Source organism: Pseudomonas sp. MF6767 (genome assembly GCF_016405475.1).
In the GTDB taxonomy this organism is placed as follows: Bacteria; Pseudomonadota; Gammaproteobacteria; order Pseudomonadales; family Pseudomonadaceae; genus Aquipseudomonas; species Aquipseudomonas paracarnis.
The window spans coordinates 51,240-74,709 of sequence record NZ_JAEKCY010000001.1 but is presented as its reverse complement, the minus strand read 5'-3'; the positions used below and the strand labels follow the sequence as shown (position 1 = coordinate 74,709).

Here is a 23,470-nt window from a genome sequence, read left to right as displayed (position 1 = left end):
AGCATGTCTTTCGATCTCGCCGCGCGCCTCGCTGCCCGCCGTGCCGACCATCTTTACCGCCAGCGCCCCTTGCTGCAGAGCCCCCAAGGCCCGCACGTGGTGGTGGACGGGCAACCGTTGTTGGCCTTCTGCAATAACGATTACCTCGGCCTGGCCAATCACCCGCAAGTGATCGAAGCCTGGCGCGCCGGTGCGTCCCGCTGGGGCGTGGGCGGTGGCGCTTCGCACTTGGTGGTGGGCCACGCCACACCGCACCATGAGCTGGAAGAAGCCCTGGCTGATTTGACCGGTCGCCCGCGTGCCTTGCTGTTCACCACTGGCTACATGGCCAACCTCGGCGCGGTCACGGCGCTGGTGGGGCAGGGCGATACGGTACTGGAAGACCGGCTTAACCACGCGTCCTTGCTGGATGCCGGTTTGCTGTCCGGTGCGCGTTTCAACCGCTATCTGCATAACGACGCGGGCAGCCTGGCCAAGCGCCTGGAGAAAGCCACCGGCAATACCTTGGTAGTCACCGACGGTGTGTTCAGCATGGACGGCGACCTCGCCGACCTGCCCGCGCTGGCCCGTGAAACCAAGGCCAAAGGTGCCTGGCTGATGGTGGATGACGCCCATGGCTTCGGCCCGCTGGGCGCCAATGGCGGCGGCATCGTCGAACATTTCAGCTTGAGCCAGGACGACGTGCCCGTGCTGGTTGGCACCTTGGGCAAAGCGTTCGGCACCGCCGGGGCCTTCGTGGCCGGCAGTGAGGACTTGATCGAGAGCCTGATCCAATTCGCACGCCCGTATATCTACACCACCAGCCAACCACCGGCACTGGCCTGCGCCACCCTCAAAAGCCTGGAACTGCTGCGCAGCGAACATTGGCGACGCGAGCACCTCAACGCGTTGATCCGCCAGTTCCGTCGCGGCGCCGAGCAGATAGGCCTGGCGTTGATGGACAGCTTTACGCCGATCCAACCGATCCTGATTGGCGACAGCGTCCGGGCACTGCGCCTCTCGCAGATGCTGCGCGAGCGCGGCCTGATGGTGACTGCCATTCGCCCACCGACCGTGCCCGCCGGCAGTGCTCGTCTACGGGTGACATTGACGGCGGCCCACAGCGAAGCGCAGGTGCAGCTATTGTTAGACGGGTTGCAAGCGTGTTTTCGCTTGTTAGACGCCTCGGAGCCCGGCTATGCGTAATCGACTGATCCTGCTACCGGGCTGGGGCCTGGGTGTGTCACCGCTGGAACCGTTGGCCGCTGCGCTGCACGGCCTGAACGAGCATTTACAGGTACAGATCGAACCCTTGCCGGCGCTGCAGGCCAGCGAACTCGGTGAATGGCTCGATGAGCTCGATGCGACGCTGCCGGACAATGCCTGGCTCGGGGGCTGGTCGCTGGGCGGCATGCTCGCGTCCGAGTTGGCGGCACGCCGTGGCGAGCGGTGCTGTGGCTTGCTGACCCTGGCGAGCAACCCGTGTTTCGTCGCCCATGACGGTTGGCCCCATGGGATGCCTACGGAAACCTTCGACGCATTTCTGGCCGGCTGCCATGCCGATTCCCAGGTCACGCTCAAGCGCTTTGGGCTGTTGTGTGCCAAGGGTGCCGAAGACCCGCGTGGCTTGTCGCGGTTGTTGGTCAGCGGTGCGCCGAATACCTCTCCCAGCGTCTTGATGCCCGGCCTGGAGCTGTTGGCCCAACTGGATACGCGGGCGGCCTTGCAGGCCTTTCGTGGGCCGCAGTTGCACCTGTTTGCCGGCCTGGATGGGCTGGTGCCTGCTGAAGCCGCCAGTGACCTGCTGGCCTTGCTCCCCGATGTAGAAATCGGCCTGATTGAACAGGCCGGTCACGCGTTTCTTCTGGAAGACCCTCACGGAGTTGCCGGGGCCATCCAGGCTTTTTTGCATGAGTGTGTTGATGACTGACCTATCCCACCCGCCCTTGCCAGGGGGCTTGCCGGACAAGCGCCAGGTTGCGGCCTCGTTCTCCCGTGCGGCGGCCAGTTACGACAGTGTGGCCGAGTTGCAGCGTGCGGTCGGCCATGAACTGCTCAGCCGTTTGCCGCACGGCCTGGCGCCACAGCGTTGGCTGGACATGGGCTGCGGCACGGGCTACTTCAGTCGCGTACTGGGCGAGCGTTTGCCCGGTAGCCAAGGTGTGGCGCTGGACATTGCCGAGGGCATGCTCAACCACGCGCGTCCGCTGGGTGGCGCCGTGCACTTTATAGCCGGTGATGCAGAACGCTTGCCGCTTACAGCTGACAGCGTTGAGCTGCTCTTCTCCAGCCTCGCGGTACAGTGGTGTGCCCATTTTGATGCGGTGCTCAGCGAAGCCCGGCGTGTGCTGCGACCAGGTGGCGTGCTGGCCTTTGCCAGCCTGTGCGTAGGCACCCTGGATGAGTTGCGCGAGAGTTGGCGGGCGGCGGACGGCCTGGTCCACGTCAATCGCTTCCGCACCTTCGAGGTTTATCAGCAACGGTGTGCGGCCAGTGGCTTGCGCGTGATCAGCCTGGAGCGACAGCCCCACGTATTGCATTACCCGGATGTGCGCAGCCTGACCCATGAGCTCAAGGCGTTGGGCGCCCACAACCTCAACCCAGGCCGCCCGGGAGGGTTGACGGGCCGTGCGCGGATTGTCGCGCTGGTAGAGGCCTACGAGCAATTCCGCCAGGCCCAGGGCCTGCCCGCCACGTACCAAGTGGTGTATGCCGTACTGGAGAAACCGTTATGAGCGCCGCTTACTTCATCACCGGTACAGACACCGATGTTGGCAAGACCACCATCGCCGCCGGCCTGTTGCATGCGGCCAGGCTTTCCGGCAAAAGCACGGCCGCCGGAAAGCCGGTGGCGTCGGGCTGCCAACTGACGGCCCAGGGGCTGCGCAATGCCGATGCGTTGGCGTTGCTGGCCGAGTGTTCAGTACCGCTCAGTTATGCCGAGGTCAACCCGGTGGCCTTCGAGCCAGCTATCGCGCCGCATCTGGCAGCGCGCGAGGCGGGCGTCGGGCTCACGGTGCAATCGCTGCTCAAGCCGATGCAGCAGATCCTGGCACGGGGTGCGGACTTCACCTTGATCGAAGGGGCAGGCGGTTGGCGCGTGCCCTTGGCCGACCAGGCCAACCTGTCGGACCTGGCCATGGCGCTCAAACTGCCGGTGATCCTGGTGGTAGGCGTGCGTCTTGGGTGCATCAGCCACGCGTTGCTCACCGCCGAAGCCATCGCACGGGATGGCTTGCCGTTGGCGGGCTGGGTGGCAAATATCATCGACCCCAAGACCTCTCGTCTGGAAGAAAACCTCGCCACCCTGGCTGAGCGCCTGCCCGCGCCTTGCCTGGGGCGAGTGCCGAAACTCAAGCACGCCGGGGCTGGCGCGGTGGCCGAGTACTTGGAACTGGACCTGCTTGACTGATTTTGGCTATCGCTAAGGCAATATGCCATTAGTGTTTTTGACGGGCCTTTTGCCAGGATCTCTGGTTCAATCGGGCTTCACGATTCTCTAAAGGCAGGCTTACGCCATGGAAATCTCTGGAAGCAGCGCGTTTTATTCGGGCCTGAGCAGCATTCAGACCGGGCAGAACCGTGTCGACCAGGCGGCCGGCAAGATTGCCAGCGCCGCGACCACCCAGCCATCGGCCGCGCAAAGCGACCGTCTGCAAGCCAATGACCGCGCCCAAGCGTCCAATTCGGCGAGCAACATGGTGGAAATGGCCCAGGGCAAGTTTCAAATCGAGCTGGGGGCGAAAGTCGCCAAGGCTTCGGATGAAATGCTCGGTACGTTGATCGATACCTACGCTTAACTTCTCTATCGCACGCCCGCTTCTCTCTGTGGGAGCTGGCTTGCCTGCGATAGCATCCACGGCTATCACCTGATACACCCTGGCGGCTGCATCGCAGGCAAGCCAGCTCCCACAGTCGTTCTGCGACATTCTGCTCTGTACTTTTACCTTCCTTGAATCATGAGGCATCCCCCGCCGCAGGCCTCGACGTGCCTGGCTGACCCGCGTCAAGACAAACGGCATCTGGCCGACGCTTGACAACCCTGGGTCGTAAACGTATGTTTCAAACACCTGTTTGACCGCCATAAAAAATCCATGCGGTTGTTCATCCCAGTTACATCAGCAGAGGTTTATCGCTATGCCTGACTACAAGGCCCCCTTGCGTGATATTCGCTTCGTTCGTGACGAACTGCTCGGTTATGAAGCGCACTATCAGAGCCTGCCGGCTTGCCAGGACGCTACCCCGGACATGGTCGACGCCATCCTCGAAGAAGGCGCCAAGTTCTGTGAGCAAGTACTGGCACCGTTGAACCGCGTGGGCGACATCGAAGGGTGTACCTGGAGTGAGTCAGGCGTTAAAACCCCTGCGGGCTTCAAAGAAGCCTACAAACAATTCGTCGAAGGCGGCTGGCCAAGTCTGGCCCACGACGTGGAGCACGGTGGTCAAGGCCTGCCGGAATCCCTGGGCCTGGCCGTGAGCGAAATGGTCGGCGAAGCCAACTGGTCGTGGGGCATGTACCCTGGCCTGTCCCATGGCGCGATGAATACCATTTCCGAACACGGCACCCCCGAGCAGCAAGACGCTTACCTGACCAAACTGGTGTCGGGCGAATGGACCGGCACCATGTGCCTGACCGAGCCACACTGCGGCACCGACCTGGGCATGCTGCGCACCAAGGCCGAGCCTCAGGCTGACGGTTCCTACAAAGTCTCCGGTACCAAGATCTTCATCTCGGCCGGCGAACACGACATGGCCGACAACATCGTCCACATCGTACTGGCCCGCCTGCCGGATGCACCGGCTGGCACCAAAGGCATCTCGCTGTTTATCGTGCCCAAGTTCCTGCCCAACGCCGATGGCTCTGTGGGCGAGCGCAACGCGGTCACCTGTGGTTCCCTGGAACACAAGATGGGCATCCACGGCAACGCCACCTGCGTGATGAACTTCGACGCGGCCACCGGTTTCCTGATCGGCCCGGCGAACAAAGGCCTGAACTGCATGTTCACCTTTATGAACACCGCTCGCCTGGGCACCGCGCTGCAAGGCCTGGCTCACGCCGAGATCGGCTTCCAGGGCGGCTTGAAATATGCGCGTGATCGCCTGCAAATGCGCTCCCTGACCGGCCCGAAAGCGCCAGATAAAGCTGCTGACCCGATCATCGTGCACCCTGACGTACGCCGCATGCTGCTGACCATGAAAGCCTTCGCCGAAGGTAACCGTGCGATGGTGTACTTCACTGCCAAGCAAGTGGACATCGTCAAGTACGGTACCGACGACGAAGCCAAGAAACAGGCAGATGCCCTGCTGGCCTTCATGACCCCGATCGCCAAGGCATTCATGACCGAAGTCGGTTTTGAATCGGCCAACCACGGCGTGCAGATCTACGGTGGCCACGGCTTTATCGCTGAGTGGGGCATGGAGCAGAACGTGCGCGACAGCCGCATTTCTATGCTGTACGAAGGCACCACCGGCATCCAGGCGCTGGACCTGCTCGGCCGTAAAGTGCTGATGACCCAAGGCGAAGCGCTCAAGGGCTTCACCAAGATCGTGCACAAGTTCTGCCAGGCCAACGAAGGTAACGACGCGGTTAAAGAATTCGTTGCACCGCTGGCGGCACTGAACAAAGAGTGGGGCGAGTTGACCATGAAGGTCGGCATGGCCGCGATGAAAGACCGTGAAGAAGTCGGTGCTGCCTCGGTGGACTACCTGATGTACTCCGGCTACGCCTGCCTGGCTTACTTCTGGGCCGACATGGCACGCCTGGCCGCCGAGAAACTGGCCGCCGGCACCAGCGAAGAGGCGTTCTACACCGCCAAGTTGCAGACTGCGCGCTTCTACTTCCAGCGCATCCTGCCGCGTACCCGCACCCACGTGGCAACCATGCTGTCGGGCGCCAACAATCTGATGGACATGAAAGAAGAAGATTTCGGCCTGGCTTACTAAGCCTTACCGGATCCTTCTGAAAACCGCCGCCTCCTTCGGGACGCGGCGGTTTTTTTGCACTTGTGTAGGCGTGAGCTTGCTCGCGAAGGTCGTTAAAGATAACGCGGGCGGTCTGGTTAAACGCGGTACCAGTGACATTTTCGCGAGCGAGCTCGCTCCTCCAGGGGGCGCGTCTAAAAAACCGCAGTAATGCGCTCAGGGATTGCGATGAGCTGCCGTTACAGTGATGGCAATGTGATACATGGCCGGTCGGTTGTGCTTAACTGATCGCTTAGAGGCACAGTGCCATTATTTGTTGGCGGGTCGGAGCTTTACCCTTGTCACGCGTGTCCGCTGTACGTTTCAGCCATTTTCTCCCTTCGCTGCTGCTGTTGCTGGCCGGGCTCTCGGCTGCGTACGTCAAGGACCTCAGCGTCTTCTTCACCTCGCTGTTCAACGTGCTGCCCACCCTGGTCCTGTTGCTCGGCGGCGCCTACTGCGCGGTGTATCGACGCCAGCGTGAACTGTTCCTGATGGTCACGGTTTACGTCACCTATTTCCTGCTGGATACCCAGACCGACTTCTACCGCGACAATGGTCGCGTGCGTGAAGACGCTGCGGTGGTGTTCCACCTGTGCTGCCTGCTGTTGCCTTTGCTGTTCAGCATTTATGCGCTGTGGCAGGAAAAGACCCATCTGTTCCGCGACTTCGTCGCCCGCTGTGCGGTGCTGCTGGCGGTGGGCAGTGTGGCGCTGGCCCTGGAGCAGAGTTTTCCCCAGGCCTTGCTGGGCTGGTTGGCGGAGATCCGTTGGCCGATGCTGCATGGCGCCTGGATGAGCCTGATCCAACTTTCCTATCCGATGTTCCTGATCGGCTTTCTCACCCTGGCCGCCCAATACTGGTACCAGCCGCGCCCGCTGCACGCCGCACAACTGGTGGGGTTGCTGGGCATGTTCTGGATGTTGCCGCAAACCTTCATCCTGCCGTTCACCCTCAACATCATGTGCAGCCAGGTGATGCTGATGATCGCTGCGGGGGTGGCGCACGAGGCGTATCAAATGGCGTTTCGTGATGAGCTCACTGGTTTGCCGGGGCGCCGTGCCCTCAACGAGCGCATGCAGCGGTTGGGGCGCAACTATGTATTGGCGATGAGCGACGTCGATCACTTCAAGCGTTTCAATGACACCCACGGCCACGATGTGGGCGACCAGGTGCTGCGCCTGGTGGCGAGCAAGCTGTCCAAGGTCAATGGCGGCGGGCGGGCCTATCGTTACGGCGGTGAAGAGTTTGCCGTGGTGTTTGCCGGCAAGACCCTGGATGAGTGCATGCCCCACCTGGAGGAAATCCGCGAGATCATCGCCAGCTACGACATCAAGTTGCGCAACCCGGACCGCCCCCAGGACGATCATCAAGGCCGCCAGCGCCGTGCGGGCAGCGGCGCGTCCAGTGTGTCGGTGACGGTAAGCATCGGCGTGGCCGAGCGCCAGGCCGAGCAACGCAGCCCCGACGAGGTGCTCAAATCCGCCGACCAGGCGCTTTACACCGCCAAGGGGGCGGGGCGTAATTGTGTGGTCGCAGCCGGGCAAACCCGCCGTGGCGCGGTGCGCATGGAGAGCGCTGCCGGTTGAGTAATGGCGCTGTATTCAGCAGCGCTACAGTGATTGTCCACGGCCACGGCCGGCAGTAGGTTAACCCTATCTGCTGCCGGAGACATTGCCATGCCTGAGTACAAAGCTCCCTTGCGCGACATGCGCTTTCTGATCGACACCGTATTCGATTTCCACGGCCACTACGCTGACCTGGGCGCCACGGATGCCAGCCCGGACATGGTCAGTGCGATCCTCGAAGAAGGCGCCAGGTTCTGCGAAAACGTACTCGCGCCGCTCAATCGCAGCGGCGATGAAGAGGGCTGCCATTTCGATAATGGCGTGGTGACCACTCCCAAAGGCTTCAAGCAAGCCTTTGCCCAGTATGTGGAAGGCGGCTGGCACGGCGTGGCGGCAGACCCGGCCTACGGTGGCCAGGGCCTGCCCCATTCCCTCGGCCTGGTGTTGAGCGAGATGATCGGCTCCAGCAACACCTCCTGGGGCATGTACCCGGGCCTGACCCACGGTGCGATGTCGGCCATCCACGCCCACGGCACCGACGAACAGAAAGCCACTTACCTGAGCAAGCTCACCGCTGGCGAATGGACCGGCACCATGTGCCTGACCGAAGCCCACTGCGGCACCGACCTGGGCTTGATCAAGACCCGCGCCGTGCCGCAGGCGGACGGCAGTTACGCGGTCACCGGCAGCAAGATCTTCATCTCGGCCGGCGAGCACGACATGAGCGCCAATATCATCCACCTGGTGCTGGCCAAGCTGCCGGACGCGCCGGCGGGTACCAAGGGCATCTCGTTGTTTATCGTGCCCAAGTTCCATGCCGACTCCGGCGAGCGCAATGCGGTGCACTGCGGCTCCATCGAACACAAGATGGGCATCAAGGCCTCGGCCACCTGCGTGTTGAACTTCGATGGCGCCAAAGGCTATTTGATTGGCGAGGCGAACAAGGGCCTCAACTGCATGTTCACCATGATGAACCACGCCCGCCTGGGCACGGGAATGCAGGGCCTGTGCAACGGTGAAGCGAGCTTCCAGGGCGCGATCAAGTACGCCAACGACCGCTTGCAGATGCGCTCGCTGACCGGTGCCAAGGCGCCGGAGAAAGCCGCTGACCCGATCATCGTGCACGCCGATGTACGCCGCATGCTGCTGACCATGAAGGCTTTCAACGAGGGCAACCGCGCGTTGACCTATTTCACCGCGCAACTGCTCGATACCGCGCACCTTGGCAGCGACGCTGGCCAACGCCAGGAAGCCGAGGACCTGTTGGCCTTCCTCACGCCGATCTGTAAAGCCTTCATGACCGAAACCGGCCTGGAGGTGACCAACCACGGCATGCAGGTATTCGGTGGTCATGGCTATATTCGCGAGTGGGGCATGGAGCAACTGGCCCGTGACGCACGGATTGCGCCGATCTATGAAGGCACCAACGGCATCCAGGCCCTGGACCTGCTCGGGCGCAAGGTGCTGGGCAGCCAGGGCAAGTTGCTGCGTGGGTTTACCAAAATTGTGCATAAGTTCTGCGCGGCCAATGCCGAGCATGCGCAACTCAAGGCCCATGTGGCGCAACTCAATGAACTGAACCAGCAATGGGGCGAACTGACCTTGAAGGTCGGCACGGCCGCGATGAAAAACCCTGATGAAGTGGGCGCGGCGGCCATGGATTACCTGATGTACAGCGGTTACATCATCCTCGCCTACCTGTGGTTGCGCATGGCGATCGCGGCGCACGGCCAGGACGACCAAGAGTTTGCCCAGGCGAAGCTTGCGACCTGCGACTTTTATTTCAAGCGCTTGTTGCCGCGTACGGCCATGCACCGTGCTGCGGTAGAGGCAGGGAGCGAATGCCTGATGAGTCTCCCAGCTGACGCTTTCTCCCTGTAGGAGCGAGCTTGCTCGCGAAGAACGTCAACGATAACGCGTGCTTGCTGAATGAACGCGGCGCCTGTGAGTTTTTCGCGAGCAAGCTCGCTCCTACAGGAAAGCTTCCTTGTGTGACTGGTAAATACTTAACGGTCACGAACTGACCCTATGTGTCTGAAAAGTTGTTCGGGTACACTCGACGTCTGTAAAACCGATCCTATCGAATTACTTTTCACGTTCTCACGAGGTTTGCCATGGCTGATTACAAAGCGCCGTTGCGTGATATGCGCTTCGTCCTCAACGAAGTGTTTGAGGTCGCTGATACTTGGGCCCAGTTACCGGCATTGGCAGACAGCGTTGACGCCGAAACCGTCGAAGCGATCCTGGAAGAGGCCGGCAAGGTCACCGCCAAATCCATTGCCCCGCTCAGCCGCGGCGGCGATGAGCAAGGCTGCCACTGGGCGGACGGCGCCGTGACCACTCCCGACGGTTTTCCCCAGGCCTACAGCACCTACGCCGAAGGCGGCTGGGTAGGCGTGGGCGGCGACCCGACCTACGGCGGCATGGGCATGCCCAAGGCGGTGTCGGCGCAGGTTGAAGAGATGATCAACTCGTCGAGCCTGGCTTTCGGCCTGTACCCGATGTTGACCTCCGGTGCCTGTGTATCGATCAACACCCACGCCGGTGAAGAACTCAAGGCCACCTACCTGCCGAAGATGTATTCGGGTGAGTGGGCCGGTTCCATGTGCCTGACGGAAGCCCATGCCGGTACAGACCTGGGGATGATCCGCACCAAGGCCGAGCCTCAGGCGGACGGCTCCTACAAGGTCAGCGGCACCAAGATCTTCATCACCGGTGGCGAGCACGACCTCACCGAAAACATCATCCACCTGGTGCTGGCCAAACTGCCGGACGCACCGGCCGGGCCCAAGGGCATCTCGCTGTTCCTGGTGCCGAAGTTCCTGGTAAATGCCGATGGCAGCCTGGGCGCGCGTAACCCGGTGAACTGCGGCTCCATTGAACACAAGATGGGCATCCAGGCCTCCGCCACCTGTGTGATGAACTTCGACGAAGCCGTGGGTTACCTGGTCGGTGAGCCCAACCGTGGCTTGGCTGCGATGTTCACCATGATGAACTATGAGCGCCTGGGCGTCGGTATCCAGGGCTTGGCTTCTGGCGAGCGGTCCTATCAGAACGCGATTGAATATGCCCGCGACCGTCTGCAGAGCCGTTCCCCGCTAGGCGCAAAGGCCAAGGACAAGCCGGCAGACCCGATCATCGTGCATCCGGATGTCCGTCGTATGTTGCTGACCATGAAGGCGGCGAACGAAGGCGGCCGGGCGTTTTCCACCTACGTGGCGACGCAGTTGGACATCGCCAAGTTCAGCGACGATGCGCAGGCGCGCGAGCGTGCCGATAACCTGGTGGCGTTGTTGACGCCAGTTGCCAAGGCGTTCCTCACTGACCTGGGCCTGGAAACCACCGTACTCGGCCAGCAGGTGTTTGGTGGTCACGGTTACATCCGCGAGTGGGGCCAGGAGCAATTGGTGCGTGACGTGCGCATCACCCAGATCTACGAAGGTACCAACGGCATTCAGGCCCTGGATCTGATGGGGCGCAAGATCGTCGGCAGCGGCGGTGCGTTCTATACCTTGTTCGCCGATGAGATCCGCCAGTTCATCGCCGCATCGGGCCCTGAGTTGGCCGAGTTCACCAAGCCCCTGGGTGTGGCAGTAGGTAACCTGGATGAGCTGACGGCCTGGGTGCTGGACCGCGCCAAGAGCAATCCTAATGAAATCGGCGCAGCCTCGGTGGAATACCTGCATGCGTTCGGCTACATGGCCTATGCCTATATGTGGGCGCGCATGGCCAAGGCGGCGTTAGGCAAGGAGGGCGAAGAGGATTTCTACGCCAGCAAACTGGGGACTGCGCGTTTCTACTTTGCCCGCCTGTTGCCGCGTATCCACTCGTTGAGTGCATCGGTAAAAGCCGGTAGCGAATCACTGTTCCTGATGGATGAAGCCCTGTTTTAAGGGGGAAGAGGGCGTGTAAGCATTCTCTTACATGACGTGCTGCTAATCGTCCTCTATCGCCACATTGGATCCACGGCTAATCTACTTCACATGGACGTCGCGCAGGAAGCGCAAAGCAACAACACGGACACGTAGGATTCTGCCAGGACGGCGGAGTGAAATGGATGTCAGGGAAACAGTCTGCAAAGCCCCGCTTCGGCGGGGTTTTCTTTTGCCCGCGAAAAAGTCAGGCGGTTGCCGGCGGGGCATTCATCACGTCTTCCAGCAGGGTACGCAGCAACGCCACCGTCGCCTGCTGGCGTTGCACATCGCGGCATACCAATCCTACTTTCAGCGGTACCCTGGGCTCGCTCAAGGGTTTCCACAGCAGCGCCTTGCTGTTGTGTTCATCCTGGGACCGCCCAGGCAGCACGGTCGCCAAGCGGGTGTGAGGCAGGCTGTCGAGAATGCCCACCATGGTATTGAGTTCCGCCTGCACTTGCGGACGCCGCCCGAGGTTGGACAGTTGGCCTTGCCAGATCTGCCTAACCTGAAACTCTTCCCCCAGCAGCAACATCGGTAATTCGGCGGCTTGTTTGAGCGAGACTTTCTTGAACTCGCGCAACGGATGATCTTCGGGTATCACCACCTTCAACTCGTCTTCATACAGCAGCACGCCATGCAGGCCCGGCTGACGGGGTGGCAGGTAGCTGATGCCAATATCGAGTGAGCCATTGAGCAACCGCCGCTCAATCTCAAGCCCGGTCAGCTCGTAAATCTGCACCACCAGATGGGGCTGGGCCTTGCGCACGCGCTCAAGCATCTGCGGTACCAGGCTGGTGTGCACGGTTTGCAGCACGCCGATGGCCAGGCTGCGCATGGCCTGGCCCTTGAAATTGCGCAGTGCCTCGACGGCTTGCTGCATACCATCAATGAGCGGTAATGCGTGGTTGTATAAGGTGTGGGCCGCCAAGGTCGGCAACAGACGCTTGCTGCTGCGTTCGAACAGGCTGACGTCGAGGTTCTGTTCCAGTTGGCGAACCTGTTGCGACAGCGCTGGCTGGGAGATCGACAGACGCTCCGCGGCGCGACCTACGTGGCCTTCCTCATACACCGCGACGAAATAACGCAGTTGCTTGAAATCCATAAGGTTTGCTTATCGAAAAAGCTGGAAAATCGAAATGGCCGCTGGCCCCCGAGGCGCCTAGTCTAGCGCCTATTCGCAGGGCTTACAGGGCCGGATCGGACAATGAACAGCGTTTTTGTTGATAGCGTTTACATAGGCAAGGCAAAAAATCTGAAGGCCTCATTGGCAGGTGGCATCGACCAAGGTCAGGTTGCCAGCGGGGGTGAAGTGTGAACTTGTTCCGTCGCTGCGCGCCGAGTCTGGATGACCTGGTTGTGCATGCCCCGCGTGCAGATGTTTCCAGCCAGTGCCTGATGCCCACTGTGGCGCGCCCGCCCCAGGTGTTTGTACAGGGGCAGGGTTCCTGGCTTTCGGACGCTGACGACCGCGCTTATCTGGATTTCAGTCAAGGCGGTGGGGCCAACAGCCTGGGTCACAGTCCCCAGGCCGTACGCGACGCCATTGCCCAACAGATGCACACCGTGATCAACCCTGGCCTGGGTTTGCACAACCGCGCGCAACTGGATCTTGTCGATCGTCTGTGCCACCACACCTGCAGCGACCAGGCCTATTTGCTCAACAGCGGTGCCGAAGCCTGTGAAGCGGCCATCAAGTTGGCACGCAAGTGGGGCCAACTGCATCGCGGTGGCGCTTACCACATCATCACCGTAAACAATGGCTGTCATGGGCGGAGCCTGGGGGCGATGTCGGCGTCGGCTGTGGCCTGCGAAAACCGATTCGAACCGCAGTTGCCAGGTTTCAGCCAAGTGCCGTTTAACGATCTGCCGGCCCTGCATGCAGCGGTCGATGCGCAGACCGTCGCCATCATGCTGGAGCCGATACAAAGCGGCGGCGGTGTCCTCCCTGCGACAGAACATTACCTCAAGGGCGTCGAACGCCTGTGTCGTGAGCTGGGGATCCTGCTGATCTTCGACGAAGTGCAAACCGGTATCGGCCGCTGCGGCAGCTTGCTCGCCGAGCAGCAATACGGCGTGCGCGCCGACATCATTGCCCTGGGCAAAGGCCTGGGCGGCGGCGTGCCCCTGGCGGCGTTGCTGGCGCGTGGCACTGCCTGTTGCTTCGAACCGGGCGAGCTGGACGGTACACATCATGGCAATGCACTGATGGCATCTGCGGGTATCGCAGTACTCGACGCTCTATTGGAGAACGGCTTTCTCGAGCACCTACGTGAATCGGGCTTGTACCTGGCAGAAGGCCTTGCCCGCCTGGCCTACCGTTACGGCCATGGGCCCTTGCGCGGCAACGGGCTGCTTTGGGGCCTGACACTGTCGGACGATTGCGCCGCTGCAGTGGTCAAGGCCGCGCTGCACGAAGGCTTGATTCTCACTGCCGCGCAACCTGACTGCCTGCGCTTTACCCCTGCGCTGAACATCAGCAAAACCCATATCGACGAAATGCTTCTTCGGCTTGCCCGCGCCTTTTCTCGGGTGCGTACCGCTCAAGTGCAATGCCGCAAGGGCATCGCGGTGTGACCCCAGTTTCCTGAACCGTCTCGCGGCATACGCGGCGCCTCCAGCCTGATTCTTTTGGCTGGGGGCGTTTTTTTGTCTGGGTAATTTGTGGTGTGAAAAGATCGCTGGAGATTCTGGCCTGAGATGGCCCAATGCCAGAATCCACTGAACCCTCACGAACCGCCAAGGTCGATTAGCTACACGGCTCACACGAGCCGATTTTCTGGAGCTGACCCATGGACATCATTCGTATCATCATCGCCATTCTGCTGCCGCCATTGGGTGTGTTCCTGCAAGTAGGTTTCGGCGGTGCATTCTGGCTGAATATCCTGCTGACCCTGTGCGGTTACTTCCCTGGCATCATCCACGCGGTGTACATCATCGCCAAGCGTTGAGGCCCTCAGCCTTTTGCAATGAGTCTTGAGTTGCGCTCATTGCGAAAGGCAAGTTGCTCGATGGTCTGGGTGGCATGTTGGGCCTCTTCCCGCGCTTGCAGGATGATGCCGTGCTGCTCGGATTTGCTGCATACAGGGTCGGCATTGCTGGCGTCACCAGTGAGCATGAAGGCCTGGCAACGGCAGCCGCCGAAGTCCTTTTCTTTTTCGTCGCATGAACGGCATGGCTCAGGCATCCAGTCGTAGCCACGAAAGCGATTGAAGCCAAACGAGTCGTACCAGATGTGCTGCATGCTGTGGTCGCGCACATTGGGAAACTGCACGGGCATCTGCCTCGCGCCGTGGCAGGGCAGGGCGGTGCCGTCGGGTGTGACTGTCAGGAAGATGCTGCCCCAGCCATTCATGCAGGCTTTGGGTCGCTCCTCGTAATAATCCGGTGTCACGAAGATCAGCTTGCAGGGGTGGCCTTCGGCTTCCAGCTTGGCACGGTATTCATTGGTGATGCGTTCGGCGCGCACCAACTGCTCGCGGGTGGGCAGCAAGCCCACGCGGTTGAGCTGTGCCCAGCCGTAGAACTGGCAGGTGGCGAGTTCGACGAAATCCGCTTCCAGCGCAATGCACAGCTCGATGATGCGGTCGATCTTGTCGATATTGTGGCGATGGGTGACGAAGTTCAGCACCATCGGGTAGCCGTGGGCTTTCACCGCTCGGGCCATTTCCAGTTTTTGCGCGAAGGCTTTTTTGGAGCCGGCCAGCAGGTTGTTCACCTGTTCGTCACTGGCCTGGAAGCTGATCTGGATATGGTCCAGGCCGGCTTTCTTGAAGTCGCTGATTTTTTGTTCGGTGAGGCCGATGCCAGAGGTGATCAGGTTGGTGTAGAAACCCAGCTTGCGAGCCTCGCCGATCAGCTCGACCAAGTCCTGGCGCACCAGCGGCTCGCCGCCGGAAAAACCCAACTGCGCAGCACCCATTTCACGGGCTTCGCGAAATACCTTGATCCATTGTTCGGTGCTCAGCTCTTTGCCCTGCTCGGCGAAATCCAGCGGGTTGGAGCAATACGGGCACTGCAGCGGGCAGCGATAGGTCAGCTCGGCCAGCAGCCACAGAGGCAGGCCTATGGCTGGCTTTTCAGGCAAGGGTGATCCAGTGCTCAGCACGGGCGACCTCCATGAATTGCTCGATGTCGTCACTCAGCTCTGGCACACCGGGGAACTGCTTATCCAGCTCGGCAATGATTGCCGCAACGTCGCGCTCGCCGTCGATCAGGCCACCGATCAATGCGGCGCTATCGTTGAGCTTGATCATGCCTTCGGGGTAGAGCAATACGTGGCCTTTCTGAGCAGGCTCGTACTGGTAGCGATAGCCCTGGCGCCAGGTCGGTTTTTTGCTGCGATCAAAGCTCATAGGGTGATCCCTTTATGCCATACCCGCTGTTCGGTCACGCTGTGATACGGCGGGCGTTTGAGTTCGTAGGCCATGCTCATGGCGTCCAGCATGCTCCAGAGGATGTCCAGTTTGAACTGGAGAATTTCCAGCATGCGCTCCTGCCCCTCGCGGGTGGTGTAGTGCTGCAGGGTGATCGCCAAGCCGTGTTCCACATCGCGACGGGCTTGGCCCAGGCGTGTGCGGAAGTATTCGTAACCGGCCGGGTCGATCCACGGGTAATGCTGGGGCCAACTGTCGAGGCGCGACTGGTGGATTTGCGGCGCGAACAGCTCGGTCAGCGAGCTGCTGGCGGCTTCCTGCCAGCTGGCGCGGCGGGCGAAGTTGACATAGGCGTCCACGGCGAAGCGTACGCCGGGCAGCACCAACTCCTGGGAGCGCAGTTGATCGGGGTCCAGGCCCACGGCCTGGCCCAGGCGCAGCCAGGCTTCGATACCGCCGTCTTCACCGGGCGCGCCGTCATGGTCGAGCAGGCGCTGGATCCATTCGCGACGGATTTCACGGTCTGGGCAGTTGGCCAGGATCGCCGCGTCTTTCAGCGGGATATTCACTTGATAGTAGAAGCGATTGGCGACCCAGCCCTGGATCTGCTCACGGCTGGCGCGGCCTTCGTACATCGCCACATGGTAGGGGTGATGGATATGGTAGAAGGCGCCCTTGGCGCGCAGGGCGGCTTCGAACTCAGCCTTGCTCAACGGTGTGTCGGTCATTTCGATCGCTCCTACAATTCAATGCTCATGCCGTCGTAAGCCACTTCGACATTGCGCCGCACCAGCTCCGCTCGCTCGGGGGAGTCTTCATCGAGGATCGGGTTGGTGTTGTTGATGTGGATAAGCACTTTGCGCTGTTTGGGCAGTTGCTCGAGCACTTCAAGCATGCCGCCGGGGCCGTTCTGTGCCAGGTGGCCCATCTCACGCCCGGTGCGGGTGCCGACGCCACGGCGCTGCATTTCATCGTCGTCCCACATCGTGCCGTCCACCAGCAGGCAGTCACTGCCGGCCATGATGTCCAGCAGCGGTGCGTCGACCTTGCCCAGGCCCGGGGCGTAGAACAATTTGCCGCCGGTGCGCAGGTCTTCGACGATCAGGCCAATGTTGTCACCGGGGTGCGGGTCGAAACGGTGCGGCGAATAGGGCGGTGCGGCGCTGCGCAACGGCAGCGGGGTGAAGCGCAGGTTGGGGCAGGCCGGGATGGTGAAGCTGGCGTCCAACTCGATGCGGTTCCAGGCCAGGCCACCGTTCCAGTGGGTCAGCATGGTGAACAACGGGAAACCGGTGCTCAGGTCTTCGTGGACCATGTCGGTGCACCACACCTGGTGCGGGCAGCCTTCGCGCAGGCTCAGCAGGCCAGTGGTATGGTCGATCTGGCTGTCCATCAGGATGATTGCGCTGATGCCGGTATCGCGCAGGGCGCGGCCCGGTTGCATGGGCGCAAAGCCCTGGAGTTGTGCGCGGATATCCGGCGAGGCATTGCAGAGCACCCAATTCACGCCATTGTCGGAGATCGCGATGGATGACTGGGTACGCGCCTGGGCCCGCAGGCTGCCATCGCGAAAACCTGCGCAGTTCACGCAGTTGCAGTTCCACTGCGGGAAGCCACCGCCGGCGGCGGAACCTAGAATCTGGACAAACATGATCGCTCCATCAAGCACAGCTCAAAACAAAAACGCCCCGGGCGAACCGAGGCGTTGTGTCACTCAGCCAATTAACGGCTGGCGAAGTACATGGTGACTTCGAAACCAATACGCAGATCAGTGTAAGCAGGTTTGGACCAGGTCATATTCTTACTCCTATCAAGGGATGGGACGTTCACTACCAAGTAATACATATAGTCCACCTCCCATTGGAGATGTTCAGATATTGCTGCGCAATGTTACGCAATTTTATTCAAGTTAGCGCTGTCTCGGTGGAGAAAGCCTGTTGCAGGGTTGGCAACGATCACGGCGCTGCTTGCCAGTCGTCGCTGATGCGCGGCCCGTTGGCCACGCATTGCCAGCCGCCTGCGGCGTCATTGAGTCGTTGCGCGGCGCGCTGCACATCCTCGCGCGTGCACGCTTGGATCAACTGTTGAATCTGATCCAGATAACCCGACGAATGGCCTGCCAGGTGCGCATGCCAGAGCAAGTCGGCAGCTTCGTTGATAGGCAGCGTCTGGGCCGCGAACTGCTGTGCGAGGGCCTGGTTACCCAAGTCGGGACTGCGCTCGATCAACGACGGCAGTTGCCCCAGGAAGGCCTGCAACTGTTGGACGATGCCGTCTAGGGAGATGGTGGGCGACTGCACCCCAAACAACAGGCCTGTTTGGCCGTTGATCTGTCGGATGCCGCTGAACACGGCGTAGCCGATTTGCAGTTCGACTCTCAAGCGCTGGTAGAACGGCCCCTGGAGCACGTGCCCGAGCAACCGCCAGTTGGCTTCATCGGCTAGGGATTGAGTCGGCGTCGGGCAGAATAACAGTAGCGCTGCTTCGCTGGATTCGGTGCTGACTGCGTGCCAGCGCTTTTGTCCGTCAAGGACGTGAGGTGTATAAGGCACGCTTGCCGGTTGCCCAGGCAGCCGGGCCGCTGCGGCTTTGATCGCGGCTTCACTGGCGGGGGGTAGGCCAGCGCCCAGCGCCTGCCAGCGCGCGGTAGCCCATGATGCTGTTGTCTCCTGAGGCTGGGGCTGAACACCCGCGCAGCAAGCGGGCAACGCCTTGAGCAGTTCGCGGATGGCGATCATCGGCACGGGAGCGGTCGGTGGCAAAGGTTCATCCGAGTCACTCAGACACCGCGCCAACGCTTCGAGCACCGCCGGCATGGGCTCGTGGAGGCCGTGCATCTTCACTTGCCAGTCAGTGGCGATCGTTTCGCAAGACAACTCGACGCCGGCCTGGCGTGCCTGTTCGCGCAACGGCCGCAACAGGCTTTCCAGCCCGGTGGGTACCGCCGAGTCAAACCGCCACTGCAGGTACAGCGCGCCTTCGCCAGTGTCCTCCGCCAACGCCTGGCTGAAGGTCAACGCTGACAGCTCCCGTCGGCCCCGTGAGCGATCCTGGGCAAAGGTGCGCAAGCCACGGTGGGCGCTGGTTTGGCCACGAATCAGGCCCGCGCGTTCTTCCTTGGCGGGCGCACGAAGCAAAGGGTTATTGGGCGGCAGTTGCCAAGGGTGCCGGGAGGCGGGCAGGTGCAGTGAGTCGAGCATGGCCTTGAGGACTGCGGCGCCTTGTTCCGACAGGTCTTGGGCATCGTTGCGCGCCAACGCCAGGGCGCCTTGGACCTGTTGCTGGCGAGCATTGAGTAAGGCGAACTCTTCGCGTAATGCTGTCCAGTCGCTGTGTGCGAAGAAACTCAGCCAGTCGTGCAGCAACTCTTCGATCGACGTGGCCGGTTCGCGCGCGCTGCCGAGAGTGAAGTGGATATCCAGCACGGCTTGATCCGCGAATTGGTACAGCACGGACGCCTGCAGCGCGGTGGCCAGTCGTCGTGCTTGCAGCTCGGCGAGCAACCCACCGGCGGCCGAGGCGTTGAGCCAGGTGCAGAGAAACGCCAGCGCTTCCCGTGGCGCGTTACAGGTAATGACCTGATGCAGGTGTTGGCCGGCGACGTGCTGATAACGGTGTGCCGGGCCATGCATCAAGGCCGGTGGAGCGGCCTGGGGGTGCAATGGGCCGGGCGTCAGTTGGTCACTGAACTGCTGGGCCAAGGCCTGCAGGTCGGCCAGCGATTGTGGACCGGCGAGGCTCAAGGTCATCTGCCCGCTTTGATAAAAGCGTGCGTGGAACCCTCGCAAGGCATGCTGAAAGTCGTCGCTTTCCACCGGCAGGCTGTCGCGGTTGCCGGCATGAAAACCGCGCAGGGGATGATCCGCCGCCAAGCCTTGCAGCAGCGTCACTTGCTGTTGGGCCTTGGCATCCTGGGACCAGGCGATGAACTCCGCCTCCAGCACTTCGCGTTCACGTTGTTGATCGTCGAGGGCCAGGCGCGGGTGAGCCAGCATGTCCGCCAAACGCGCCAGCCCGTCTGCAAAAACCGGCACCGGCAGTTCAAAGAAGAACTCGGTGGTGCGCTCACGGGTGCTGGCGTTGACCTGCCCACCGTGGCGCTGCACGTAGGCCATCAGCCCTTCGCCGGCTGGAAAACGCTCGGTACCGAGAAACAACAAGTGCTCAAGAAAATGCGCCAGCCCAGGCCAGGCCAATGGCACGTCATGGCTGCCGGCAGCCACGTGTAAAACGGCGGCGCAGCGTTTCAAGCGTGGCGCATGGCGCAGGCAAACCCGCAGGCCATTGGCGAGGGTCAGGTGAAGGGGATGAGGGTGAACCGGCGCAGGCATGGGCACTTCCGAGGCGTGGGAAGTGCCTATGCTAGCAAACCCAATGGGTCAGGGCTTGTGCAGTGCGCCGTAGAGTTCGGCGCGACGGTCTTGCAGGTAGTGGTTGGCGGCGCGGGCGTCGACAATAGATTGGCGATCCAGGGTGCCGACGATCAAGGCTTCATCCAGGCCGGCCTGGGCAATTCGCTGGCCGTCCGGCGCGGCAATGCTGCTTTGCCCGCAGTAGCGAATCTCGCCTTCGTGCCCGCAGTAGTTGGCATAGGCTACAAAACACTGGTTTTCAAAGGCTCGCGCCCGCACGGTGACGTCCGCAACAAAGTCGAACGGCACCATATTGGCGGTGGGCACCAGAATCAGTTCGGCACCGGCGAGGGCCAGGCGCCGGGTGTTTTCCGGAAACTCCAGGTCGTAGCAAATCAGCATGCCCACCTTCCAACCGTTCAATTCCACCACCGGAAAATCATCGGAGCCGGCGCTGAACATCGAATGGTCAAGATCGCCAAACAAGTGGGTCTTGCGGTAGTTGCACAGGCGCGTGCCCTGGGCGTCGATCAACTGCACGGCGTTGTAGACCTGGCCGTCTTCGGCCCGTTCCGGGTAGCCATACAGGATCGCCAGCCCGGCACTTTGCGCCAGTTCGGCAATCGCCTGCGCCGATGGCCCATCCTGTGCCTCGGCCAGTGCGCCAACGGCTTCGGCGCCAATGTTATAGCCGGTGAGGAACATCTCTGGCAGCACCAGCACATCGGCGCCGTGTGCCTCATGGGCCAGTTGATGCAGGCGCTGCAGGTTGGCGGCCACATCCAGCGGCAGCGGCGGGCATTGGTACAGGGCGACACGCATGCTCAACTCCTTATTCTGCCAGGGCGATTGGCCCTATTTCATCGAACACGTCGCCTGGGCCTGGGTTCTCCGGGTGGGTGCTGCCACCGAAGTGGTTCATGATGCCCCATACCGCGTTGAGCGAGGTTTGTACCGCGCCTTCGACCCAGGCAGGCGTCCACGATACATCATCACCCGCGATGAAGATCCCGCGTTGTTCGGCGGGCATATCCTTCTGCATGAAGTGCGCATACATCCGTTGGTTGTAACGATAGTGACCGGGCAAGGCACCTTTGAAGGCCCCGAGGAAATGCGGGTCGGCCTCCCAGGACACGGTGATCGGGTCGCCGATGATGCGCGCCTTGATGTCGACCTTGGGGTAGATTTTCTTCAGTGCATCGAGGGCCAGTTTCACCCGCTTGTCGATAGGCTGGGGCAGCATCTTCAGCGCGTCGCTCATCCACGAGTAGGACAGGCAGATCACCCCCGGCTTGTCGTCACCGTTATCGAACAGGTAGGTGCCACGGGTAAGGCGGTCGGTGAGGGTCATGCTCATGAGGTCGCGCCCGGTTTGCGGGTCTTTGTTTTTCCAGAATGGGCGATCAACCATCACGAAGGTTTTCGAGGACTGCATGTAGCGAGTGCGATCCAGGGCCATCCACATTTTTTGTGAGAACAGGGTTTCGTCGCATTCGATCTGGGTGGTCAGCAGCCAGCTTTGGCAGGTGGTCAGCACCGCCGCGTATTCACGGGTGTCGCCATAGTTGTCAGTAACAGCAAAGCGGCCCTCGGCGGCGTGGGCAATGCGCTTCACGCCTGCCCGTGGTGCACCTCTATGCAGCGAGCTCAGGCTGGTACCGGCCGGCCAGTGGGCGCAGCGTTCCGGCACATGGCGCCAGATGCCCATGGGCACTTGGGCCACGCCACCGACGATCAAGTGTTGATGATCATCGCAGTTGGTCATCACCACGCGGAAGATTTCCAGCATGGAGTTGGGGAAGTCAGAGTCCCAGCCGCCGGTACCGAAACCGACCTGGCCAAACACCTCGCGGTGGTGGAACGACAATTTGGCGAAGGCTTTGGAGGTGGCGACGAAGTCGTAGAAGGTACGGTCATCCCACAGCGGCACGAGCTTGTTCCACAACTCTTTGAGGCGCGGCACGTCGCGGTCGCGGATCGCCTGCTGGATATCGCCGAACTGCGAACCGGCCTCCAAGGCGTCGGCCCAGGCATCGGCGACTTCCTGGAACAGTGCCGGTAAATCGGAGAGTTTTTGCGCGTAGTGAGTCTGGCCTTCCAGGTCGATCACAGTGCTGCCGGACGCCGGCGTCAGCGGGTTGGGAAAGGGCTTGGTTTCCAGTCCTAGCTTGTCCACGTAATGGTAGAACGCCGTGGACGACACCGGGAACCGCATGCCGCCCAGCTCGGCGATGATGCCTTCGGCGCCTTCAAAGGCCTGCGAGCGCAAGCGGCCACCCATCTTCGAGGCTTCATACACCACGGGCTTGAGCCCGAGTTTCATCAGCTCGTAGGCCGCCACCAGGCCCGCGATCCCGGCGCCGACGATCGCCACTTCGGCGCCGTGATTGGCCGCAGGAATACTGCCCAGCCCGGCGGGGTGTTCGATCCAGTCATCAAAGGCAAACGGGAAGTCCGGGCCGAAGATGGTGATGGGTTTCTTACCGTCGCCCGGGTGGCGATTGGGCTTGCTGAGAGTGCTGGACGGAATGCTCATGGCTGACCTTACTGACGGCTCGGCGGGAGGAGGGCCCGTTGAGTATAGGAAAAGATGGCAGCCAGTTTAGGGAACGTTGCGCGCGTTAATAAGGCGCAATATGTCGTCGGATTGCGCTAGTTTTAGTCAATGTGACGAGTTAAGCGGTCAGATTGGTTGTCCGCGATCCAATTTGTTACTGAGGATGATCGAGGTGGTGGTTTTCTCCACGCCGTCGACACTGCCGATCTGGTCCAGCAATTGGTCCAGTTGCTCCGGCGAATCGGTGCGCAGCCAAGCCACGTAATCGAACTCCCCACTCACCGCGCACAGCTGCTGCACTTGCGCCATGGCGCTCAGCCTGCGCAATACCTCTTTGCCGGAGCGGGGTTGCACGGTAACGCCCACGTAAGCCTGCAACCCACCATCCGCAACGCGCTGGCCCAGGCGCACGCCGTAACCGGTGATGACCTGGGTTTTCTCCAGGCGGGCCAGACGCGACGTGACGGTGGTGCGGGCGATGCCCAACTGCCTGGCGAGCATGGCCACGCTTTCACGGGCGTTGAGCTGCAGGGCGGCGATCAGTTGGCGGTCGATTTCGTCTAGGACGGGCAAGGGGGGGCTCCAGTGCGGGGGCAATGGGCAAGCATGGTACAGGCTTGGCCTGGCTGAAAGAACCGTGATGCCAGATACGCAAAAGCCGCGCAATGCGCGGCTTTGAGTGTGGTGGGCCCAGTAGGACTCGAACCTACGACCAAGGGATTATGAGTCCCCTGCTCTAACCAACTGAGCTATAGGCCCTCAG

Annotated in this window: 21 protein-coding genes and 1 tRNA gene; 11 read left to right on the top strand and 11 right to left on the bottom strand. The window is 61.4% G+C overall.

The window, feature by feature from the left end; all coding sequences use genetic code 11:
* Positions 1–3: 3 nt before the first annotated feature.
* The 9 genes from bioF (at position 4) to JFT58_RS00295 (ending at position 11,401) form a co-directional block, all read left to right on the top strand.
* A complete protein-coding gene (gene bioF / locus JFT58_RS00335) occupies positions 4–1,185 on the top strand; it encodes an 8-amino-7-oxononanoate synthase (protein ID WP_054896777.1) in 1,182 nt (393 codons plus the stop codon).
* Positions 1,178–1,909 carry an alpha/beta fold hydrolase gene (locus JFT58_RS00330; RefSeq protein ID WP_054896778.1) on the top strand — a complete coding sequence of 244 codons (732 nt, stop codon included), beginning with the start codon at positions 1,178–1,180 and terminating at the stop codon, positions 1,907–1,909. The genes bioF and JFT58_RS00330 overlap by 8 nt, the downstream gene beginning before the upstream one ends.
* Positions 1,902–2,714, top strand: coding sequence for a malonyl-ACP O-methyltransferase BioC (gene bioC, locus JFT58_RS00325; protein WP_054896779.1), 813 nt, complete (start codon positions 1,902–1,904; stop codon positions 2,712–2,714). The genes JFT58_RS00330 and bioC overlap by 8 nt, the downstream gene beginning before the upstream one ends.
* The gene (gene bioD / locus JFT58_RS00320; RefSeq protein ID WP_034128848.1) at positions 2,711–3,391 is read left to right on the top strand and encodes a dethiobiotin synthase; all 681 of its coding nucleotides are present in this window, start codon (positions 2,711–2,713) and stop codon (positions 3,389–3,391) included. Before bioC ends, bioD begins: the two co-directional genes overlap by 4 nt.
* A 106-nt stretch (positions 3,392–3,497) precedes the next feature.
* Positions 3,498–3,779 (top strand): hypothetical protein, encoded by a 282-nt coding sequence (locus tag JFT58_RS00315; RefSeq protein WP_054896780.1) that lies wholly within the window; start codon positions 3,498–3,500, stop codon positions 3,777–3,779.
* 337 nt (positions 3,780–4,116) lie between these two features.
* Complete coding sequence (locus JFT58_RS00310) at positions 4,117–5,922, top strand: phenylacyl-CoA dehydrogenase (protein ID WP_014720204.1); 1,806 nt, start codon at positions 4,117–4,119, stop codon at positions 5,920–5,922.
* Between the two features lie 317 nt (positions 5,923–6,239).
* Positions 6,240–7,529 carry a GGDEF domain-containing protein gene (locus JFT58_RS00305; protein WP_054896781.1) on the top strand — a complete coding sequence of 430 codons (1,290 nt, stop codon included), beginning with the start codon at positions 6,240–6,242 and terminating at the stop codon, positions 7,527–7,529.
* 90 nt (positions 7,530–7,619) lie between these two features.
* Positions 7,620–9,389 (top strand): acyl-CoA dehydrogenase C-terminal domain-containing protein, encoded by a 1,770-nt coding sequence (locus tag JFT58_RS00300; protein WP_054896782.1) that lies wholly within the window; start codon positions 7,620–7,622, stop codon positions 9,387–9,389.
* Between the two features lie 233 nt (positions 9,390–9,622).
* Positions 9,623–11,401: an acyl-CoA dehydrogenase C-terminal domain-containing protein gene (locus tag JFT58_RS00295; RefSeq protein WP_054896783.1), complete on the top strand. Its 1,779-nt coding sequence runs from the start codon at positions 9,623–9,625 to the stop codon at positions 11,399–11,401.
* A 226-nt stretch (positions 11,402–11,627) separates the two neighbouring features.
* Here JFT58_RS00295 and JFT58_RS00290 read toward each other — a convergent pair whose 3' ends face one another.
* Complete coding sequence (locus tag JFT58_RS00290; protein ID WP_034128841.1) at positions 11,628–12,527, bottom strand: LysR family transcriptional regulator; 900 nt, start codon at positions 12,525–12,527, stop codon at positions 11,628–11,630.
* Between the two features lie 209 nt (positions 12,528–12,736).
* Here JFT58_RS00290 and JFT58_RS00285 point away from each other — a divergent pair, with 209 nt between their 5' ends.
* Together JFT58_RS00285 and JFT58_RS00280 are read left to right on the top strand one after the other, a co-directional pair.
* A complete protein-coding gene (locus JFT58_RS00285) occupies positions 12,737–13,999 on the top strand; it encodes an aspartate aminotransferase family protein (RefSeq protein ID WP_054896784.1) in 1,263 nt (420 codons plus the stop codon).
* A 215-nt stretch (positions 14,000–14,214) separates the two neighbouring features.
* Complete coding sequence (locus JFT58_RS00280; protein WP_003194776.1) at positions 14,215–14,373, top strand: YqaE/Pmp3 family membrane protein; 159 nt, start codon at positions 14,215–14,217, stop codon at positions 14,371–14,373.
* 5 nt (positions 14,374–14,378) lie between these two features.
* Here the strand turns inward: JFT58_RS00280 and pqqE are convergent, their stop codons facing one another.
* The 10 genes from pqqE to JFT58_RS00230 form a co-directional block, all read right to left on the bottom strand.
* Positions 14,379–15,509, bottom strand: a complete 1,131-nt coding sequence (pqqE, locus tag JFT58_RS00275) for a pyrroloquinoline quinone biosynthesis protein PqqE (protein WP_054896785.1) — start codon at positions 15,507–15,509, stop codon at positions 14,379–14,381.
* Positions 15,502–15,777: a pyrroloquinoline quinone biosynthesis peptide chaperone PqqD gene (gene pqqD, locus JFT58_RS00270; protein ID WP_034128838.1), complete on the bottom strand. Its 276-nt coding sequence runs from the start codon at positions 15,775–15,777 to the stop codon at positions 15,502–15,504. The genes pqqE and pqqD overlap by 8 nt, the downstream gene beginning before the upstream one ends.
* Positions 15,774–16,526, bottom strand: coding sequence for a pyrroloquinoline-quinone synthase PqqC (pqqC, locus tag JFT58_RS00265; protein WP_003194770.1), 753 nt, complete (start codon positions 16,524–16,526; stop codon positions 15,774–15,776). Before pqqC ends, pqqD begins: the two co-directional genes overlap by 4 nt.
* An 11-nt stretch (positions 16,527–16,537) precedes the next feature.
* A complete protein-coding gene (gene pqqB / locus JFT58_RS00260) occupies positions 16,538–17,449 on the bottom strand; it encodes a pyrroloquinoline quinone biosynthesis protein PqqB (RefSeq protein WP_034128837.1) in 912 nt (303 codons plus the stop codon).
* Between the two features lie 71 nt (positions 17,450–17,520).
* Complete coding sequence (gene pqqA, locus JFT58_RS00255) at positions 17,521–17,595, bottom strand: pyrroloquinoline quinone precursor peptide PqqA (protein WP_003194766.1); 75 nt, start codon at positions 17,593–17,595, stop codon at positions 17,521–17,523.
* A 158-nt stretch (positions 17,596–17,753) separates the two neighbouring features.
* Complete coding sequence (gene pqqF, locus JFT58_RS00250; protein WP_080757750.1) at positions 17,754–20,129, bottom strand: pyrroloquinoline quinone biosynthesis protein PqqF; 2,376 nt, start codon at positions 20,127–20,129, stop codon at positions 17,754–17,756.
* 48 nt (positions 20,130–20,177) lie between these two features.
* A complete protein-coding gene (locus JFT58_RS00245; protein ID WP_054896786.1) occupies positions 20,178–20,972 on the bottom strand; it encodes a carbon-nitrogen hydrolase family protein in 795 nt (264 codons plus the stop codon).
* A gap of 10 nt (positions 20,973–20,982) precedes the next feature.
* Positions 20,983–22,686 carry a flavin monoamine oxidase family protein gene (locus JFT58_RS00240; protein WP_054896787.1) on the bottom strand — a complete coding sequence of 568 codons (1,704 nt, stop codon included), beginning with the start codon at positions 22,684–22,686 and terminating at the stop codon, positions 20,983–20,985.
* A gap of 147 nt (positions 22,687–22,833) precedes the next feature.
* Positions 22,834–23,280, bottom strand: coding sequence for an Lrp/AsnC family transcriptional regulator (locus JFT58_RS00235; RefSeq protein WP_054896788.1), 447 nt, complete (start codon positions 23,278–23,280; stop codon positions 22,834–22,836).
* 109 nt (positions 23,281–23,389) lie between these two features.
* Positions 23,390–23,466 (bottom strand) — tRNA-Ile (locus tag JFT58_RS00230).
* Between the last annotated feature and the right edge of the window lie 4 nt (positions 23,467–23,470).